The organism is Corynebacterium suicordis DSM 45110, assembly GCF_015351405.1.
Classification (GTDB): Bacteria; Actinomycetota; Actinomycetes; order Mycobacteriales; family Mycobacteriaceae; genus Corynebacterium; species Corynebacterium suicordis.
The window spans coordinates 160,541-176,521 of record NZ_JADKMY010000003.1; the positions used below are offsets into that span (position 1 = coordinate 160,541).

14 protein-coding genes and 1 riboswitch are annotated in these 15,981 nt (G+C 61.6%); of the genes, 4 read left to right on the top strand and 10 right to left on the bottom strand.

Annotation, left to right across the window (positions count from 1 at the left end; genetic code table 11):
• Window positions 1-27 precede the first annotated feature (27 nt).
• Window positions 28-573, top strand: a complete 546-nt coding sequence (locus tag IRY30_RS09165) for a GNAT family N-acetyltransferase (protein WP_194557120.1) — start codon at window positions 28-30, stop codon at window positions 571-573.
• 82 nt (window positions 574-655) lie between these two features.
• Window positions 656-1,594: an oxygen-dependent tRNA uridine(34) hydroxylase TrhO gene (gene trhO / locus IRY30_RS09170; RefSeq protein WP_194557121.1), complete on the top strand. Its 939-nt coding sequence runs from the start codon at window positions 656-658 to the stop codon at window positions 1,592-1,594.
• Here trhO and purT read toward each other — a convergent pair.
• Window positions 1,581-2,792, bottom strand: a complete 1,212-nt coding sequence (purT, locus tag IRY30_RS09175) for a formate-dependent phosphoribosylglycinamide formyltransferase (protein WP_194557122.1) — start codon at window positions 2,790-2,792, stop codon at window positions 1,581-1,583. The two genes, trhO and purT, sit on opposite strands and share 14 nt — an antisense overlap.
• A gap of 11 nt (window positions 2,793-2,803) precedes the next feature.
• Window positions 2,804-3,589: a MerR family transcriptional regulator gene (locus tag IRY30_RS09180; protein WP_194557123.1), complete on the bottom strand. Its 786-nt coding sequence runs from the start codon at window positions 3,587-3,589 to the stop codon at window positions 2,804-2,806.
• Between the two features lie 94 nt (window positions 3,590-3,683).
• Between IRY30_RS09180 and IRY30_RS09185 the strand changes: the two genes are divergently transcribed.
• Entirely contained in the window at window positions 3,684-4,100 is a 417-nt protein-coding gene (locus IRY30_RS09185) for a Rieske (2Fe-2S) protein (protein WP_194557124.1), read from the top strand.
• On the opposite strand, the gene IRY30_RS09190 is transcribed toward IRY30_RS09185, so the two are convergent.
• The 3 genes from IRY30_RS09190 to IRY30_RS09200 are packed head-to-tail and all read right to left on the bottom strand — an operon-like array spanning window position 4,066 to window position 6,604.
• Window positions 4,066-5,199, bottom strand: coding sequence for an ATP-binding cassette domain-containing protein (locus IRY30_RS09190; RefSeq protein ID WP_194557125.1), 1,134 nt, complete (start codon window positions 5,197-5,199; stop codon window positions 4,066-4,068). The genes IRY30_RS09185 and IRY30_RS09190 overlap by 35 nt on opposite strands.
• Window positions 5,187-5,861, bottom strand: coding sequence for an energy-coupling factor transporter transmembrane component T family protein (locus IRY30_RS09195; protein ID WP_194557126.1), 675 nt, complete (start codon window positions 5,859-5,861; stop codon window positions 5,187-5,189). Before IRY30_RS09195 ends, IRY30_RS09190 begins: the two co-directional genes overlap by 13 nt.
• A complete protein-coding gene (locus IRY30_RS09200; protein ID WP_194557127.1) occupies window positions 5,858-6,604 on the bottom strand; it encodes an ECF transporter S component in 747 nt (248 codons plus the stop codon). The genes IRY30_RS09195 and IRY30_RS09200 overlap by 4 nt, the downstream gene beginning before the upstream one ends.
• A 181-nt stretch (window positions 6,605-6,785) precedes the next feature.
• Window positions 6,786-6,937, top strand: a riboswitch (cobalamin riboswitch).
• 24 nt (window positions 6,938-6,961) lie between these two features.
• Here IRY30_RS09200 and metE point away from each other — a divergent pair.
• The gene (gene metE / locus IRY30_RS09205) at window positions 6,962-9,244 is read left to right on the top strand and encodes a 5-methyltetrahydropteroyltriglutamate--homocysteine S-methyltransferase (RefSeq protein ID WP_194557128.1); all 2,283 of its coding nucleotides are present in this window, start codon (window positions 6,962-6,964) and stop codon (window positions 9,242-9,244) included.
• Between the two features lie 156 nt (window positions 9,245-9,400).
• Here the strand turns inward: metE and IRY30_RS09210 are convergent, their stop codons facing one another.
• From IRY30_RS09210 to IRY30_RS09230, 5 genes are all read right to left on the bottom strand, one after another.
• On the bottom strand, window positions 9,401-10,618 hold the full coding sequence (locus tag IRY30_RS09210) for an HNH endonuclease signature motif containing protein (RefSeq protein WP_194557129.1): 1,218 nt from the start codon (window positions 10,616-10,618) through the stop codon (window positions 9,401-9,403).
• 269 nt (window positions 10,619-10,887) lie between these two features.
• The gene (locus IRY30_RS09215) at window positions 10,888-11,094 is read right to left on the bottom strand and encodes a hypothetical protein (protein ID WP_194557130.1); all 207 of its coding nucleotides are present in this window, start codon (window positions 11,092-11,094) and stop codon (window positions 10,888-10,890) included.
• A 189-nt stretch (window positions 11,095-11,283) separates the two neighbouring features.
• A complete protein-coding gene (locus tag IRY30_RS09220; RefSeq protein ID WP_194557131.1) occupies window positions 11,284-12,861 on the bottom strand; it encodes an alpha/beta fold hydrolase in 1,578 nt (525 codons plus the stop codon).
• Window positions 12,862-12,975: 114 nt separating this feature from the next.
• Window positions 12,976-13,941, bottom strand: a complete 966-nt coding sequence (locus tag IRY30_RS09225; RefSeq protein ID WP_194557132.1) for a nucleoside hydrolase — start codon at window positions 13,939-13,941, stop codon at window positions 12,976-12,978.
• Between the two features lie 4 nt (window positions 13,942-13,945).
• Window positions 13,946-15,553 carry an AMP-binding protein gene (locus IRY30_RS09230; protein ID WP_194557133.1) on the bottom strand — a complete coding sequence of 536 codons (1,608 nt, stop codon included), beginning with the start codon at window positions 15,551-15,553 and terminating at the stop codon, window positions 13,946-13,948.
• Window positions 15,554-15,981: the final 428 nt, after the last annotated feature.

Genomic DNA, 15,981 nt, shown 5'->3' on the forward strand with positions numbered 1-15,981 from the left:
ACTTCAGCCCCGCTACAATCTTTTCCTATGACGCAGCCGGATATGCAGACGCCCAAGATTCACCTCACAGGCCGAGCACTACTGAACATGACCCCGCAGCAGGTGCATGCGCTGTACAAACTGCGCGTTGATATTTTCGTCAGCGAGCAGCGTGCACCCTTCGCGGAGATCGACGATGTGGATATTCACCCGAATACCCAGCACATTCTGGCCTATGTGCACCCCGGCTCCGGGCCAGATTTCCCCTTCGGAGCCCCTGACCCCGCCAGCCCCCTGCGCTTGGTCGGCACAGCCCGCATCTACGGCCAGCCAGAAGAACAGCACATTGGCCGCCTGTGTGTGAGCTCGGATATGCGCGGATTCGCCATCTCCCGGCAGATCATCGATGAAGCCCTCGACGTATGCCGTGGACGCGCCGCTGCACTGGACCCTTCCACGCAGAAGGCAGTGGTGAAGATCGAGGCGCAGGCTCACCTCACGGAGTTCTACCGCAGCTACGGCTTCGAGCCGATCGGCGAGGAGTTCGACGTGGATGGCATCCGCCACGTAGAAATGCACCTGCAGCTGGACTAGTTCCCGCTCACTCTCACCGGTTCTGCTTTCCCGCAGGGCCGGTTTTTTGAGGTCTTGTCCTGCCCGAGACTATCATTTCCCCATGGCCACTAGCGCATCCGACCTCTTAGAATCACGCATTTTGCTCTACTACTGCTTCACCCCGATCGAAGATCCCATCGCGGTGATGCTGTGGCAGCGCACCCTCTGTGAGCAGCTCGGACTCACCGGCCGCATCATCGTGAGCAAGCACGGAATCAACGGCACGGTCGGCGGCAAGCTGGGCAGCTGCAAGCAGTACACGCGCAAGACCCGCGAGTACCCAGGCTTTGCCCGCATGTCATTCAAGTGGTCCGAGGGTGGCGCGAAGGACTTCCCCAAGCTCTCCGTCAAGGCGCGCGATGAGATCGTGGCCTTCGGCTCCCCCGATGAGATCAAGGTGGATGCCAATGGCATTGTCGGTGGCGGCACACATCTGAAGCCAGAAGCGGTGAACAAGCTGGTGGAAGAGCGCGGCGATGAAGTGGTGTTCTTCGACGGACGCAACGCCATGGAAGCGGAGATCGGCAAGTTCAAGAACGCCATCGTCCCCGATGTGAACACCACGCATGACTTCATCGCCGAGCTGGAATCCGGCAAATACGATGACCTCAAGGACAAGCCAGTGGTCACCTACTGCACCGGTGGCATCCGTTGCGAGATCCTCTCCTCGCTGATGAAGAACCGCGGTTTCAAAGAGGTGTACCAAATCGACGGTGGCATCGTCCGCTACGGCGAAAAGTTTGGAGATCAGGGCCTGTGGGAGGGCTCACTGTATGTCTTCGATAAGCGCATGCACATGGAGTTTTCCAATGATTCCAAGCAGCTGGGACACTGCATTCACTGTGAGGCGCCCACGAACCTGTTCCACAACTGCATCAACGAGGAGTGCCGCAAGCAGCAGCTCATGTGCGATGACTGTGCCTCCAACCCCGCCACCGCACACTGCGGGCGCGCGGAATGCGCAGAAGTTGGAGCGCAGATGGCGGCTAGCTCTCTCTAACCTCCACCAGGCGGGCGGCTGCCCCGGCGCGATCGCGCGCCAGTTCCACTGATTCAGCAGTGGAAATAGCCACGCCCATTCGGCGTCGAAGATAAGAAACGGGCTTGCCGAACAGGCGCACGTCAGTCTCCGGGAGGCTCAGCGCCTGGGCCAGCCCGCCATAGGTCACGGGGCCTTCGCTCTGCACGCCGTAAATCACGGCGGAGGCACCCGGGGAGACCAGGGTGGTATCGATGGGCAGGCCCAGGATCGCGCGCGCATGCAGGGCGAACTGGCTCAGGCGCTGCGAGCCCATGGTGACCATGCCGGTGTCATGCGGGCGGGGGCTGACCTCGGAGAAGTAGACGTCATCGCCCTTCACAAACAGCTCCACCCCGAAGACTCCGCGCCCACCTAGAGCGCTGGTCACGCGGGCTGCCACGCTGCGGGCGTTATCCCACGCGATCTCGCTCATGGCCGCAGGCTGCCAGGATTCCACGTAATCCCCGCGGTCTTGGCGGTGGCCGATGGGCTCGCAGAACCACGTGGCATCGCGGCCGGTCTCTGGGTCGATGGACCGCACGGTGAGCAGCGTGATCTCGTAATCAAACGGGATGAACTGCTCCACGATCACCCGCTGGTTGCTCACCCGCGCGCCGCGCATGGCCGCATCCCAGGCATCCGGTAGTTCATCCACGTTTCCCACGTAGCTCTGTCCCTTGCCGGAGCTGCTCATCAGTGGCTTCACTACGCAGGGGAATCCCACTTCTTCCGCGCCGCGGTACAGCTCATCATAGGTCGAGGCGAAGCTATACGCGCTGGTGGGAAGGCCCAGCTCTTCGCTCGCGAGCGTGCGGATGCCCTCGCGGTCCATCGTCAGCCGAGCCGCGCGAGCAGCGGGCACCACCGTAGCCAACTCGGCCTCCTCGATGCGCTCCAACTCATCGGTGGCCAGGGATTCGAGCTCCGGGATGATGAAATCCGGGCGTACCTTTTCCACCAATTCTCGCAACTCAGTGGCGTTGGTCATATCGATGACGTGCGCGTGATTGGCCACGTGATGCGCCGGCGCCCCCAGGTAACGATCCGCCGCGTGCACCTCCACACCCAGCCGCTGCAGCTCAATGCTCACTTCGCGGCCGAGTTCTCCCGATCCAAGCAGCAACACCGTGGTGGCGTTTTCTGACAGCGGGGTACCGATGTTTTCAGGGGTGTACATGGGCTTCCATGCTACTCCCACGCCACGTTCTCGAGGCACACCCCGTGGGCCTGCGCGTTCGCCTCCACGATGTCCCGCAGGTATTCCGTTTGCTGCTGGTAGGTGGCGGCAAAGCGCTCGTCCTGCACGTACATCCGCGCCAGGATCACCTGCTTGGCATAAGAGCACGGGTACCAGCGGTCCACGGTGGCTTTATGTTGTTCTGCCAATTCGTTCGCGCGCGTGCTTCCTGGTTCGACGCCACCCTCCGCCGCCTCAACCAAGTCCTTCGCCAACTGCTCATTGGCGGCCTTGGTGGCAGCCCAGTCATCTTTGTTCATGGACTTGGCCACGCGCTGGGACTGCTCCCATTCTTCAGTGTTTCCCCAGCGCTGTTCAGCTTCAGCTTGGTATTCCGGGTCCCAATCGGGTCCGAGGATGTTCTTGATTTGTTGGGTGTTCATGTTCTCGCTCATGTTCTCCTCCTGGAGTTCCAACAGTTCCTCGACCGCGCGCATCATGCGCTGCACGTTGCCGAGTCGCTGCGTGAGTAGTTGCTTCTGCCGGACAAGGTGAGTGCGGAGATCTGCGCCACTTTCCAGCGCCTCGGCGATCTGGTTCAGGGGCATTCCAGCTTCCCGGTACATGAGAATCAGCTGACCCCGTTCCATATCCTCGGGCGTGTAGAGGCGATAGTTCCCATAGGTTCGCCACCCTGGGGAGAGCAGCCCGATGTGATCCCAGTGGTGCAGCGTGCGCACGCTCACTCCCAGGAAATCGGCCGCTTCGCCAACGGTGAGTTCAACTTGTTCCGACATGACTCCAGAGTTTTCAGTATGACGCTGCGTGAGGGTCAAGACCATAGCCTGCCCTTGCTAGATTAGCGCTGGCTGGAGCGCAATAATGAGAAGTATGAGCGCTTCCAATTCTCCGCTGTCCTGCTCCCGTCGCCAATTCTTCCGCGGGGTCGCCCTCGCTTCCGCCGCAACCGCCTCCGGTGCGCTCTTGGCAGCGTGTGCCGGTGACAAAGTGGTGGCCAAGGCCGCGAAGGCCGATATCCCGGTGGGCGATGCCACCATTATCGACGGATGGATCATCAGCCACCCCACCGAATCCGAGTACACCGCGTTCTCGACAGTGTGCCCGCACGCCAATGGCACCATCGACAAGATCGAGGACTTCGAGGGCACCACCGTGGCCACGTGCCCCAAGCACGGATCCCGCTTCGATGTCGCCACCGGTGACGTGGTGGAGGGCCCATCCCGCGATCCCCTCACCGCGGCCAAGTCCGTGTCTACGAACGGCGATTCTGTGGAAGTGTCAGACTAACGTCGCTCACCGCCGCGGCGAATTCCGCGTCGTGGCAGGTCCACAGCACGGCTTTGTCACCGTGGCTCACGTAGTCGCGCATCACTCGCGCTAGCCACTGGTACCCAGCCGTATCCAGCCCGACGGTCGGCTCATCCAGCAGCAGCACGTCTGGCTTCCTGACCAGGGCGCATGCCACCAGGAGCATGCGCCGTGCCGAGGCGGGCATGTCCAGCGGGTGTGCGTCGGCGTATTCCTGCAGCCCCACGAACTCCAGCGCTTCTCTTCCCGCTGCAGCTCCCCCGCCCAGCGAGACTTCGCGCAAGGCCGTGCGCTGCGTGATGGACTCATCCAACGCCGTGGGTGTCCAGCCCGCGCTGCTGACCTCCAGCAGACCACCGTGTTTCAGCAATCCCATTGCCGCCATGAGCAGGGATGTCTTCCCACAACCGTTGGGCCCAGCCAGGTGAACTATCTCTCCGGCGCGAACCTGCACGTCAAATGGCCCCAGCTCCGTGGCCCGGTGCACGCGCACCCCTTCCGCCCGGAGGAGCACTGGCTGATCCTCGCGCTGGCCTGCCTTGGCCTCAACCGCGCACACCGCAATATCCTCCCCTTGCCACGGTTCCAATTCACCGCTGGGAAGCAGGGTCAAGCACGATGCTGCCTCAGCAAAAAGCGGACCACACACGCGGTCATACACGGTCACCTCGCCAGAAAACGCGAGCAGGCTCTCCCGCAGAATCTCTACGGCTTCCGCGTCCAGCCCATCCGTTGGACAGTCCAGAACCAGCGCATCCGGCCTGGTCAGCAGTGCCGCTGCGATGGCCACCCGGCGGGTTTGCCCGGTGGACAACGTGGTGGGGTCTTGGCCAGCCACGTCCTCCAGCCCCCAGATGCGCAATGCGGAATCCACGCGCGCCCGCATGTCCTCCCGTGGCACCCCGCGCTGTTCCATCCCCACGGCCAGCTCTTCCTCCACAGTGGAGCGCAGCAGCGTGATGTGCGCGGCGGCATTATTGCCCACCCAGGCGGCACCGGTGGATTCGGCTAACTGCCAGGAATGCTCGGTAATCCCTGTGCCGGAGGGCGCCCAAATGTGCGTGATCACGGGGCCCATCCTAGGGCCCAGACAACTACTGCAGCGGTCAGCAGCAGCGCTCCCCAGCGCAGGAACTTCTCCACCGCGGAATCCGCCACGGGATGCAACACCGTGCGCGGCCCCCGCTCCCCCACTCCCAGGTGCTGCAAGGGCCGGGCGCGCTGGGCAGCATCGTCCACCAAACCCACGATCAGCGGCAACACCAGATGCGCCTTCGCGCGGATTCCGGAGGTATCGATCCCTCGGGATTGATGCACCTGCTGGATTGTCTGCAGCCTTTGCCGCGCCATGGGATACAGACGCACCGTGGAGCCCACCACGTAAAGCAGAGGTGCTGGCACCCGCGGCTGCAGCGCACGCATCAGCCGATCCACGTCCACCTTGCTCATCCCCAGCAGCGCCACGGCAGTCACCGCCAGAAACCTGATCCCCAAGTGCAGTGCTGTGCTCAGGCCATCGCGCGTGATGATCCACCATCCCAGCTCCTGGCCGAAAGGCGCGTACATCAGCACAAACCCGAGACACGCAGGCAGACCAATGGCGAGGGTCGGGAGGAGAACACGACGTGGCGTCGATAAGAAGACCGCCCCCACAACCACCGCGGAAAGGATCCACGAATCCACGGCCAGCACCATGATGGCTGCGCAGGCCGCGAACGTGAGGGGGGTCAGTGGATTCATGAGACGGGGGCGAAGGTCCTCAGGGTGCGTTGGGGCAGGGCGCGGATGACCGCGAAGATCACGCTGAACACGATGAGTTTATCCAGCGGGTCGGAGGTCCACGATTGGAGGAATACGGCGGTGAGGGTCTCGAAGCCGAGGGAGCGGTAGAAGCTCACCAGCAGGCCGGTGCCCGTGCCCGCGGTGCCGCCGAAGATGAAGCTGGCCACGGGTGCGGAGAGCAGCGCGGTGAAGAAACCGATCACCAGGGCTGCCAGCGCGATGCGCCACCATGAGCCCCTCCACCAGCGGCGGAGCAATCCTGCGGCCAGTCCCACGAATGCGTAGGCGGCGGCGAAGGGGATCACGGTGGGGTTGAATGTGCCCCACACCAGCGCGGAAAGCACGCCCGTGACCAGGCCTGCGGCGGGCCCGGCCAGCGCACCCACTAGGACAGTGCCGAAGGAGTCGAAGTACAGCGGCAGCGGCAGGCCCATGGTGCCGATCACCTGTCCCACCACGATGTTCAGCGCCAGCGCCACGGGCATCAAAGTCAGCGTGCGCACGGGTAGGCGCGGGATGATGGCGATAAGCGCCAGGATGGCTGGGGCCACAAATCCCACCAAAGCGATGGCTGAGCTGCGCGAATCCGCGAGCGCGTCCCAGTTGGAATCCGTGGGTTGGGAGAGCACCAAGTAGAGCCAGGTGGCCGCGATGATGATGCCGGAAATTGCCAGCAGTGCGCGGGAAATGGTGGGTGACATGGTTTCCTTTGGTCGCGAAAGGAGGCGCCCCTATGTCACCTCGGGGCAGGAAGTTTTTGCAGGGTTATCGTGCGCCAATCCGGGGCGTTCGTCAAGTCCGCTGGAGAGCAAGGTTGACAGACAGAGCGGTCTAGTGTTTGCTGTTTCTTGAGCAACCGGTTCACGCCACCCACCTTCTGGAGCCCCGGACAAGGTGAACGGTCGAGCGTGAACATAGCAGGGGAATCCGGTGAGAAACCGGAGCTGTCCCGCAACGGTATGCGCACGTCGTCCGGGGTTTTTCCTCGCTTCGCTGCGCTAAGTCCGAATGCCTGCCGGTAGCCGCCACACAGACATCGAATGACGAGGATCAGACTCATGAATTTTCACGCCACCATCGCCGGGGTCCCACGCATTGGCCCCGATCGCGAACTCAAAAAAGCGCTCGAGACCTACTGGAAAGACTCTTCCACCGGTCGCAGCCTGGCCTCCACGGCCACCCAACTGACCAACAACTACACCAACGCTGTTTTGGCAGCCGGTGTGGATGCGGTTCCGTTTTCTGGTCGTTCTTTTTACGACGCCACCCTGGACACCTCCGCCCTTCTCGGCGTGCTGCCAGAGCGCGTTCAGGACATCGCGGATCACGACAATGACGGCCTACCAGCGTTCATCGACCGCTACTTCGCTACCGCCCGCGGCACCTCGGAATTGCCCGCCTCCGCGATGACCAAGTGGTTCGACACGAACTACCACTACATCGTGCCGGAGCTCTCCGCATCCACCACGTTCAGCTTGGATGATTCCGCGTTCCTGGAGGATGTGTCCGACCAGATCAAGCGCGTGGGCACTGCTGTGCGTCCCGTGCTGGTGGGGCCGTTGACCTACCTGAGCTTGGCGCGCACCACGGATGGCTCTTCTGCGCTTTCTCACCTTGATGAATTGTTTGCCACTTACGCTCGCCTGCTGCCGCGCATCGCTGACCGCGGTGTGGAGTGGTTGCAGCTGGATGAGCCCACGCTGGTGACCGAAGTGGATGCTGCCGTGCTGGAACAGGTACGCGCTGGCTACGAAAAGCTGTCTGCTGCTTCTGGCTTGAAGCTGCTGGTGCAGACCTATTTCGGCGAGGGAGAGCAAGCTTTGCAGACTCTGAGCGGCACTGGTGTGGCCGCCATTGGCGTGGATCTGGTTGCGGGTAGCACCGAGCTGCCTTCCTGGACTGGTTCCGAGCTGCTGGTTGCTGGCGTGGTGGATGGCCGCAATGTGTGGCGCACCGATCTGGACGCAGCACTGGAGACTTTGCGCGGTTTGGCTGAGCGCGGCCCAGTTGCCGTTTCCACCAGCTGTTCTTTGCTGCACGTGCCGTACAACCTGGATCGCGAGGCGCAGTTGCGGGCCGAGCACCCCGAGGTTGTGGAGTGGCTGGCTTTCGGAACTGAGAAGATCCAGGAAGTCGCCGTGCTTTCCCGCGCGCTGCAGAGTGTTTCCACCCCTGCGGATGAAGCGGCCCTGGAGGCCTCCCGCAAGGCTATTGCCGCGCGTGCTGAGTCCCCGCTGACCCACAACTCTTCAGTTCGCAAGCGCACCGAGGCGATCACCGAAGAGCAGCGTCACCGCGATCCCGTGGCAAAGCGCCGCGAGGCTCAGGCCACCTCCCTAGACCTGCCTCCATTGCCAACCACCACCATCGGCTCCTTCCCACAGACCCAGGAGATCCGTGCTGCCCGTGCGAAGTTCCGCAAGGGTGACATCGACGTTGCCGCCTATGAGCAGGCGATGAAGGACGAGGTGGCGGATGTGATTCGTCGCCAAGAAGAGCTGGGCCTGGACGTACTGGTGCATGGTGAACCAGAGCGCAACGACATGGTGCAGTACTTCAGCGAGCAGCTGGAAGGTTACCTCTCCACTGAGTTCGCGTGGGTGCAGAGCTACGGTTCTCGCTGCGTTCGTCCGCCAATCATCTTCGGCGATGTACACCGCCCTGAGGCCATGACCGTCAACTGGTACAAGGCCGCGCAGGATCTCACGAACAAGCCAGTCAAGGGTATGCTGACTGGCCCCGTGACCATGCTGGCCTGGAGCTTCGTGCGCGATGACCAGCCACTCGGCGAAACCGCCGATCAGGTCGCGCTGGCGTTGCAAGACGAGATCGATGACCTCGTTGCCGCCGGAGCGCAGATCATCCAGGTGGATGAGCCTGCCATCCGCGAGCTGCTTCCGTTGCGCAAGGAAGATCAGCCGGCTTACCTCGAATGGGCCGTGGGCAGTTTCCGACTGGCCACCGCCTCTGCCCCGAACGAGGTTCAGGTGCACACGCACATGTGTTATTCCGAGTTCAACGAGCTGATCGATACCGTCAGCAACCTGGACGCAGACGTGACCAGCATCGAGGCAGCCCGCAACGGCATGCAGGTGCTCGAGGCACTGAAGACCGCAGGTTACGAACTCGGTGTGGGCCCCGGCGTGTGGGATATCCACTCCCCTCGCGTGCCTTCCCAGTCCGAGGTTGACGAGCTCCTTGCTTCCGCTCTGGATTCCGTGGATCCTCGCCTGCTGTGGGTCAACCCCGACTGTGGCTTGAAGACCCGCGGCTGGGATGAAACCACCGAGTCCCTGAAGGTGCTGGTTTCCGCCGCTCAGAAGGCACGTCAGAACGCTTAGGTTTCTGAGGTTCTAAAGTTCTGCGGTTCGAAAGGCATTCCGGATAGGCTCTAGAGCGATCGTGCTCTAGGGCTTTTTCGGTTGCAGGGGCTTTTCGCGGTGGTGAGGGCTTTTTCTCGGTTGCGTGTGCGGGGCTCTGTCGGATCCCCTCCGGAATCAAGCCACGGTCTGGTGTTCTCTATTCTGCGCTCGTTGATTCTCTTGGCGTCGGAGTCCGCGGCGTTCCTGCATCCGCTCCTCCCAGTTCTGGCGCCACCGGCCATCCAACGATTGCTTCGCCGGCCACTTGATCGGACCACCGGGCAACGTCACCACCACTGAACCATCCGGGAAAATCCAGTGATCTGCGCCTTGGGCGTCCATGATCACTTTCATCACCCCATCGGTCTTCCGATTGTGGCACTTTCGGCACAGCGCATGCAGATTTGCTGGAGTGGTTAGACCGCCCTGGTCGAATGGGATCCGATGGTCTAGATCGCATCGCGAGGCCGGAACCACGCATCCCGGTCCCCGGCACGTCCCATCCCGGCCGCGCACAAAGGCCGCCATCGCCTCCGGCACCTTGTATCCAGGGACGATCAACCCAGCCATCCCATCGCGCAGATCGCGCGGGCTATTGGTCTTCCCCGCGGCCACCAGATCCTTGATTCGGGCAACAGCCTGGGGAGAGAGTGCGCCGGCACCATCCATGACATCGGCATCGGCACCCTCGTTGGAATACACGTTGACCACCACGCGCGCGTCCACTTTCTCGCACACCAGCTTGAGTAGGGCATCCACGAGCGTGCACTCCTCTTTGCGTGCGATCGTGGTCAGAGCTTCGTGCAGGATGTGGGCCTCATCAGCGGGCAGATAGCCCAACATCTTCGCGCCCCCACCACTGGTCGGGGTGAATCCGAGGCTGCGTCGGTTTTCGTCCTCATCCCGCTCGGCAGCCAGCGGATCATGCTCCAACACAATCTTGCGCACCTTATTCCGGATAGCCACCGCACCCGGCAAATGCTGATTGGGATAACGCGGGGTGAGGTATTCGGTGATGGCGGTATCCACCGCATCTAGCGCATAGTGTTCCACGCCGATGGTGGCCCGATCAATGGCACGCAACCGCCACAAATCGATGTGCGCCATCTCCTCGATCAGCGCTGAAAGCTTCGGCAAAGAATGCAGCATCAACAGCGCGTCGAAATTCTGCCGCGCCAAGGTTTCTGACACCCCCATGCGGCAGGCGATGCGCACTGAGTGGACACCGACATCATCAGTGACTGGGTTGGGCATGACCGAGCGCCAGGCGGCGTAGTCAGCACGATTGGTGTGCATGTAGTGGATGGATAGTGGGTCATCCGGCGCGCAGGCGTCGAAATATAGGTCCCCCATGACAACGTTCCCCTAGTTGTTCGAGTCAATTCAACGTACACAAATGACTATACGAACAGCCAAGACAACAACCTGGATAAACTCATATAAATTAGAACACCTGTTCTAATTTAGGAAACCAGCCGACCGACCATCGCAAAAATGCCCGCGCTAGGCAGAGCCTCGCACGAGCATCAACCGCCTACAGATACAGACGGTTAATTCCGGGTGTTCCTCGATCCCGCCAGGCACCTATTGCGCTGGTGCCCGGGATGAGAGGAACAGGAAGATTAGTTCTCAGAACCGGTTGGGTTGGTGCCACCCTCGGCCTGGTCGATGAATTGCCACTCGCCATCGACGTTTGCCTCGAGGCCGTAGCCGAGGGAATCGTCAGCCTTGGACTCATCCTTGAACCAGTCGTAAGCCTTCTCGTCAGACTCCAGCTCGGTCTCCTGGATTACGTTCTTCTTCGCGTCAATGATGCGGTACTGAGTCATCTTTTCATCCTAACTTTCTTGGAATCATTTTCGGTTCCCCGGTGAGAACCAAAGGCGCGCCACAAAAATGCCTAGGGAAAAGCAAAATATCAGGCAAAGATTTCTTGTAGCGCTCTGCACCCATTGTGCATGAAAATCGACGTCCATGCCGACGCCCATGCCGTGATCCATGCCGTGGTGCTCGCTCACCTACACACCGAAGTAGCTGCTCACCTTCGCGGCCACTTCATCGGAGCGGGACATCAACACGCCATGGCTATGTCCGCTGACCACGACCACTTCGCCGCCCATTCGCCTTTGCATGTCCCAGATGGAGGTTCCGCGCACGGCGCTATCGTGATCGAAACCGATGAGCAGCGGCTTGACCTCGAGGTTATCGCCGTTCACCGTCATCGCCGGACGAGGCAATGGCCAGCCGATGCAGTTCTGTCCGGACTTGAAAGACAACTCGATGGTGTTGATCACGTCTCCACCGGTCATGGAATCCACCAGCTGCGGGATGGTGCGTTCGCCCTCGATGGGGTATCGGTTTTCGTTGCACAAGATGGCGCGCTCCACCATGCCCATGGTGAGTTGCTGGTTCATGATGTCCTGCATTACTTCTTCGCTCTCGGGCACATCGGGCATTGCGGATTCACCCTGCTGCAGCTTGCCGTCGCGGATGTATTCCGCCACCTTGCCGCGCTTGTCTTCGTTGTAGAGAGCCTGGAAGTAGGTGTACTGGAACAATCCGGATTCCTGGGTTCCAGTCGGCTTTCCTCGGGTGACCGTGTGCCACGCGGAGTACAAGCGCCACGCGGCGGGCAAGGCCTGGTTAACCGTGGGCAGAGCCACGTCAGAATGCTGCGCGATAGCCGGTGGAAGATCACCGATCTGCGCCGGCGGAGGGGTCAGCTGTGCGGGCACACCCACTTCCTTCTCCACCACCTGTGACCAGCGCTGGTACACCTTCAGCGGGGTATCTCCCAAACCGTATTCATCATCGCGATCCGCGATCCACTTGAACAGCTCGGTAAGGGAATCCCGGCGATCGCCAACGCGGTTGGACGTATCCGCCCACTGCATATCCTGGCCCATAGAGGAATCCAGCAACGTGCGATCTGTGTGCTGCGGGAACTGGGTGGCGTAGCTGGACATCAACAGCCCGCCGTAGGACAAGCCGTAGAGGCTCAGCTTCTCCAGCCCCATCATCTTGCGCGCTTCGTTGAGATCCCTCGCGGTGTTATCCGTGGTCACGTTATCGATGTAACCGGGCTGCACCGCATTGCAGATTTCCCGGGTCAAACCCGCGGTGAGGCTCAGAGCCATCGGTCCCGCCGGAACTCCCCCAACTTCGCAGGTCAAAGGCTCACCGAAGGCCAGCCCGCGGGGCTCCAGCGCCACCAGGTCGTAGTTATCCTGCACGTTCTTGGGCATCTTCACGCGATTTTCATACAGCGGATCGCTGGGATCCCCATTGCTGAACATCGCCAGGGCGTCGCCACCCGGACCTCCCGGGTTGCCCGCGATGGTTCCGCGCGCGTGTCCGCTGGCTGCAGGGATCTTGCTCATGGTGAGCGTGATGGTTCCAGCCTGCGGATTGGCGTAATCCTTGGGCACCTCCACGTCCGCGCACACGCCACCCTCGGCCACGAAAGCACCTTCTGGGCACGCGCCCCAAGTCAGAGAGTCAGCGCCCGGAGCCGCACCTGCAACCGGCACAGCGGCCATAGAAAAGGACATGAGGAAAGCACTTGCCACCCCGATGACGGTGTTTTTCTTCTTCATCAATACCTCTGGAAAATGTGGAATTTCTTCGCGTGACAGTTGACGGGCTGAAGCCAAACTGCATCCACTGTAAAAAACTTCTAGGCGCCCCACACGTCTTCTTTTCCAGCGGGGTTAGCTCTTATGCAGCTCCGCATCCAGGTAGTCCAACACCGCCGCCGCATCAATCCCGGAAAGCACTTCCGCGTTGGCCGGGCGCTCCCAGTAACTCCCGTCCCAGTCGGCAACAGTGGTCCCACGCAACAGGGAAGACTCCGCCTCCACATCAACCGTCGCCCCGCGCAGACGATGAGAAATCTGCAGATGCAGAGCCTCAGCCAGCATCACCTGAGCCGCGGCCAGATCGTGGATCTGCGCCTGATATCCCACCCCCACGGATTGATGGAATTCGAAATAGAACGTGGCGGCGTCGTGAAGAAGATCAATCAATTCCGCCCTGCGCAGGGGAAGATCCCGCAGCATCGCCCGCAAACGCTCCGGGGTCAGCAGCACAGTTTCGGTCACGTTGAGCGGGCAGATGCGCAGCGCGGGCGCGTTGGCCGGCCAGTTGTCCAGCACGTGCTTGAGCGCGTGGGGATCCACCCAGGCATTCCATTCGGCCGTGGGCGTGGTGTTGCCGGGGTAGTTAAACGCGCCCGTCATCAGCGTGACCTGGCAATTCTCCAGCAGCCGCGGCGCATGATCCAGCACGTACGCCAGGTTGGTGGCAGGCCCGGCGATCAGGATGTGGGTCGGCTGGGTGTTTCGCCATGTTTCCAGCAGGGCGACGCCACGATCCGGTTCATCAGCAGGAACATGATCCTGCCAATAACCCAATCCGCGTGGGCCGTGGGTTTCCGGAGTGGTAGTCAGCGGCACAACCCTGGGCGCGGGAAGGCCCGGGATGGCGCGGGCGGATGAACCCGTCATGCGGAGGACGGCGTTTGAGTTACGGGCGGCGTCGTGAACCGAACAATTGCCCGCCGAGGTGGTGACGGTGAGGTCAATCGCGCCCCGCGCATGCAGGCAACCCAGCCAGGTCAGGGCCAGGGCATCATCGATACCGGTGTCTACATCTGCGATGACTACGGGGCGAGACATCCCTTTAGGTTACGGGACGCACCCGCAAATCCTTGCGGAGAATCTTGCCCGTGGCGGATTTCGGGATCGCGTCGATGAACTCGACCATGCGGATCTTCTTGTACGGCGCCACGCGCTCGGCCACCCACGCCATGATCTCCTCCGCATTCGGCTGATGGCCCTCCTGCGCCACCACGAACGCGCGAGGAACCTCTTCGCCATCCTCCCTGCGGAAGTAGCCGACCACGGCGGAATCGGAGATGTCCTCGCGGGTCAGCAACAGCGCCTCCAGCTCGGCCGGGGCCACCTGGTAGCCCTTGTACTTGATCAGTTCCTTGGCGCGATCCACCACGAAAACATCGCCGCGGGAATCGATCACTGCCACGTCTCCCGTGCGCAGCCAACCGTCCTCCAGCAAAGTATGGCGGGTGGCCTCCTCGTTGTTGAGGTAACCCACCATGATCTGCGGCCCGCGCACCCACAGCTCGCCCGGCGCGCTACGCTCCCCCTCCTCGGTGGGCTGGTGGATCTCCGCGAGATTCGGATCCGTGAGATCCACGATCTTGTGTTCCGTGTTGGCCAGCGGCGCACCGATGGAGTTCATGGGCGTGACTCCCTTCACGGAACAGTGGGTCACGGGACTGGTTTCTGTCATGCCGAAGCCCTGCACCACGTTGACGTTCAGGCGCTTCTTCACCGCCTCCGCGAGCTCCAGATCCAGCGGTGCCGCGCCGGAGAGGACGTTGTTCAGCGAGGTGAGATCGTACTGATCCACGATGGGGTGCTTGGCCAGCGCCACCGCGATCGGAGGGGCCACGAAAGAGAAGTCGATGTTGTGCTTCTGGTGGAGCTCCAGGAACTGCGGGAGGTCGAACTTCGGCATCGTCACCAGCGTGGCCCGGATGGCCAGAATCAGGTTGAGCAGCACGTTCATGCCATAGATGTGGAAAAACGGCAGCACACCCATGACCGTGGAATCCCGGTGCAAACCCACCGCATCCAGCGCCGGGACCATCTGGACCACGTTGGAACCCAGGTTGCGGTGGCTCAGCTTGACCCCCTTGGGCACGCCGGTGGTGCCGGAGGAAAACGGCAGCACGGCGATGTGCGTAGTCCCATCCACCTGCACCTCTGGCGGCTGATGCCCTTCGGCCAGGAGCGCCTGGAAAACGGTGGCCTGGCCCTGGGTGGCGGTGAGGTCAAAGATATTTTCCTTTTCGACGCCCACCTTCTCCGCCGCCTGCAATCCCGCAGGGCCCAGAAGTGTGGTGGTGAAGACCATCTTCGCCTGGGAAACCTTGAGCTGCTTCTCGATATCCTCCACCGTGGCCAGCGAGCCGATAGTGGTGACCGTGGCTCCGGCGCGCATCGCCCCGTGGAATACAACGGCGAAGATCAGCGAATTCGGGCAGTGCAACGCCACTACGTCATGCGGTTCCACACCTCGGTGCGCGAGAGCTCCGGCGAATGCATCCACCATCGCTTTGAGCTGGCCATACGTGGTCTGCGTGCCGGTGGCGCTATCGATGATGGCGATGCGCTCGGTGTCTTCCGGCTGGAGGCTCTCGAAGATGAGCTCATAAAGGGAACCGGTGGGGACCTTGATGTCTGGACGAGCGTTGGCGATGGGCATGGGTTGGGCCTCCGGGGCTTGTTGGTGGTTTTCGTTTTGGGAAACTATCTATTTCTTGCTCACTTTATCTGTAGCGGGTGTGGGTGGGCGCTGGTTTGAGAAAACACCTGGGTTAGGTAGCGGTGGAGGGTTTTCCAAGTCCAGGGAACAGCAACTGGTTGCTGTAGGTTTGGATTGCTCCCGAAACACTTCGGGATGACCCATAGGTACTAACCGGTGGGAAATGCTCCCCGCTAACGCGGGGATCATGCCCGCTGTCTTCCTAGATTTGTAAGACCTTGAGGCCGAGCACCCCGCCGCAATCTTCGATCCCCTCGGAAGTAAGAAAGCTGCGGAAAACTCCCCTCCTCCAAAACACCAACAAGGCGCTAAACAACTTCGGGCACCCCGCCCTCTTCCCCGCCGATGAGTGCGTATTCACTAGGCGA

Excerpts from the sequence above, each read along its gene's own strand:
- IRY30_RS09165 (WP_194557120.1), top strand. The coding sequence starts at position 28 with ATGACGCAGCCGGATATGCAGACGCCCAAGATTCACCTCACAGGCCGA.
- trhO (WP_194557121.1), top strand. The coding sequence starts at position 656 with ATGGCCACTAGCGCATCCGACCTCTTAGAATCACGCATTTTGCTCTAC.
- purT (WP_194557122.1), bottom strand. The coding sequence starts at position 2,792 with ATGTACACCCCTGAAAACATCGGTACCCCGCTGTCAGAAAACGCCACC.
- IRY30_RS09180 (WP_194557123.1), bottom strand. The coding sequence starts at position 3,589 with ATGTCGGAACAAGTTGAACTCACCGTTGGCGAAGCGGCCGATTTCCTG.
- IRY30_RS09185 (WP_194557124.1), top strand. The coding sequence starts at position 3,684 with ATGAGCGCTTCCAATTCTCCGCTGTCCTGCTCCCGTCGCCAATTCTTC.
- IRY30_RS09190 (WP_194557125.1), bottom strand. The coding sequence starts at position 5,199 with ATGGGCCCCGTGATCACGCACATTTGGGCGCCCTCCGGCACAGGGATT.
- IRY30_RS09195 (WP_194557126.1), bottom strand. The coding sequence starts at position 5,861 with ATGAATCCACTGACCCCCCTCACGTTCGCGGCCTGCGCAGCCATCATG.
- IRY30_RS09200 (WP_194557127.1), bottom strand. The coding sequence starts at position 6,604 with ATGTCACCCACCATTTCCCGCGCACTGCTGGCAATTTCCGGCATCATC.
- metE (WP_194557128.1), top strand. The coding sequence starts at position 6,962 with ATGAATTTTCACGCCACCATCGCCGGGGTCCCACGCATTGGCCCCGAT.
- IRY30_RS09210 (WP_194557129.1), bottom strand. The coding sequence starts at position 10,618 with ATGGGGGACCTATATTTCGACGCCTGCGCGCCGGATGACCCACTATCC.
- IRY30_RS09215 (WP_194557130.1), bottom strand. The coding sequence starts at position 11,094 with ATGACTCAGTACCGCATCATTGACGCGAAGAAGAACGTAATCCAGGAG.
- IRY30_RS09220 (WP_194557131.1), bottom strand. The coding sequence starts at position 12,861 with ATGAAGAAGAAAAACACCGTCATCGGGGTGGCAAGTGCTTTCCTCATG.
- IRY30_RS09225 (WP_194557132.1), bottom strand. The coding sequence starts at position 13,941 with ATGTCTCGCCCCGTAGTCATCGCAGATGTAGACACCGGTATCGATGAT.
- IRY30_RS09230 (WP_194557133.1), bottom strand. The coding sequence starts at position 15,553 with ATGCCCATCGCCAACGCTCGTCCAGACATCAAGGTCCCCACCGGTTCC.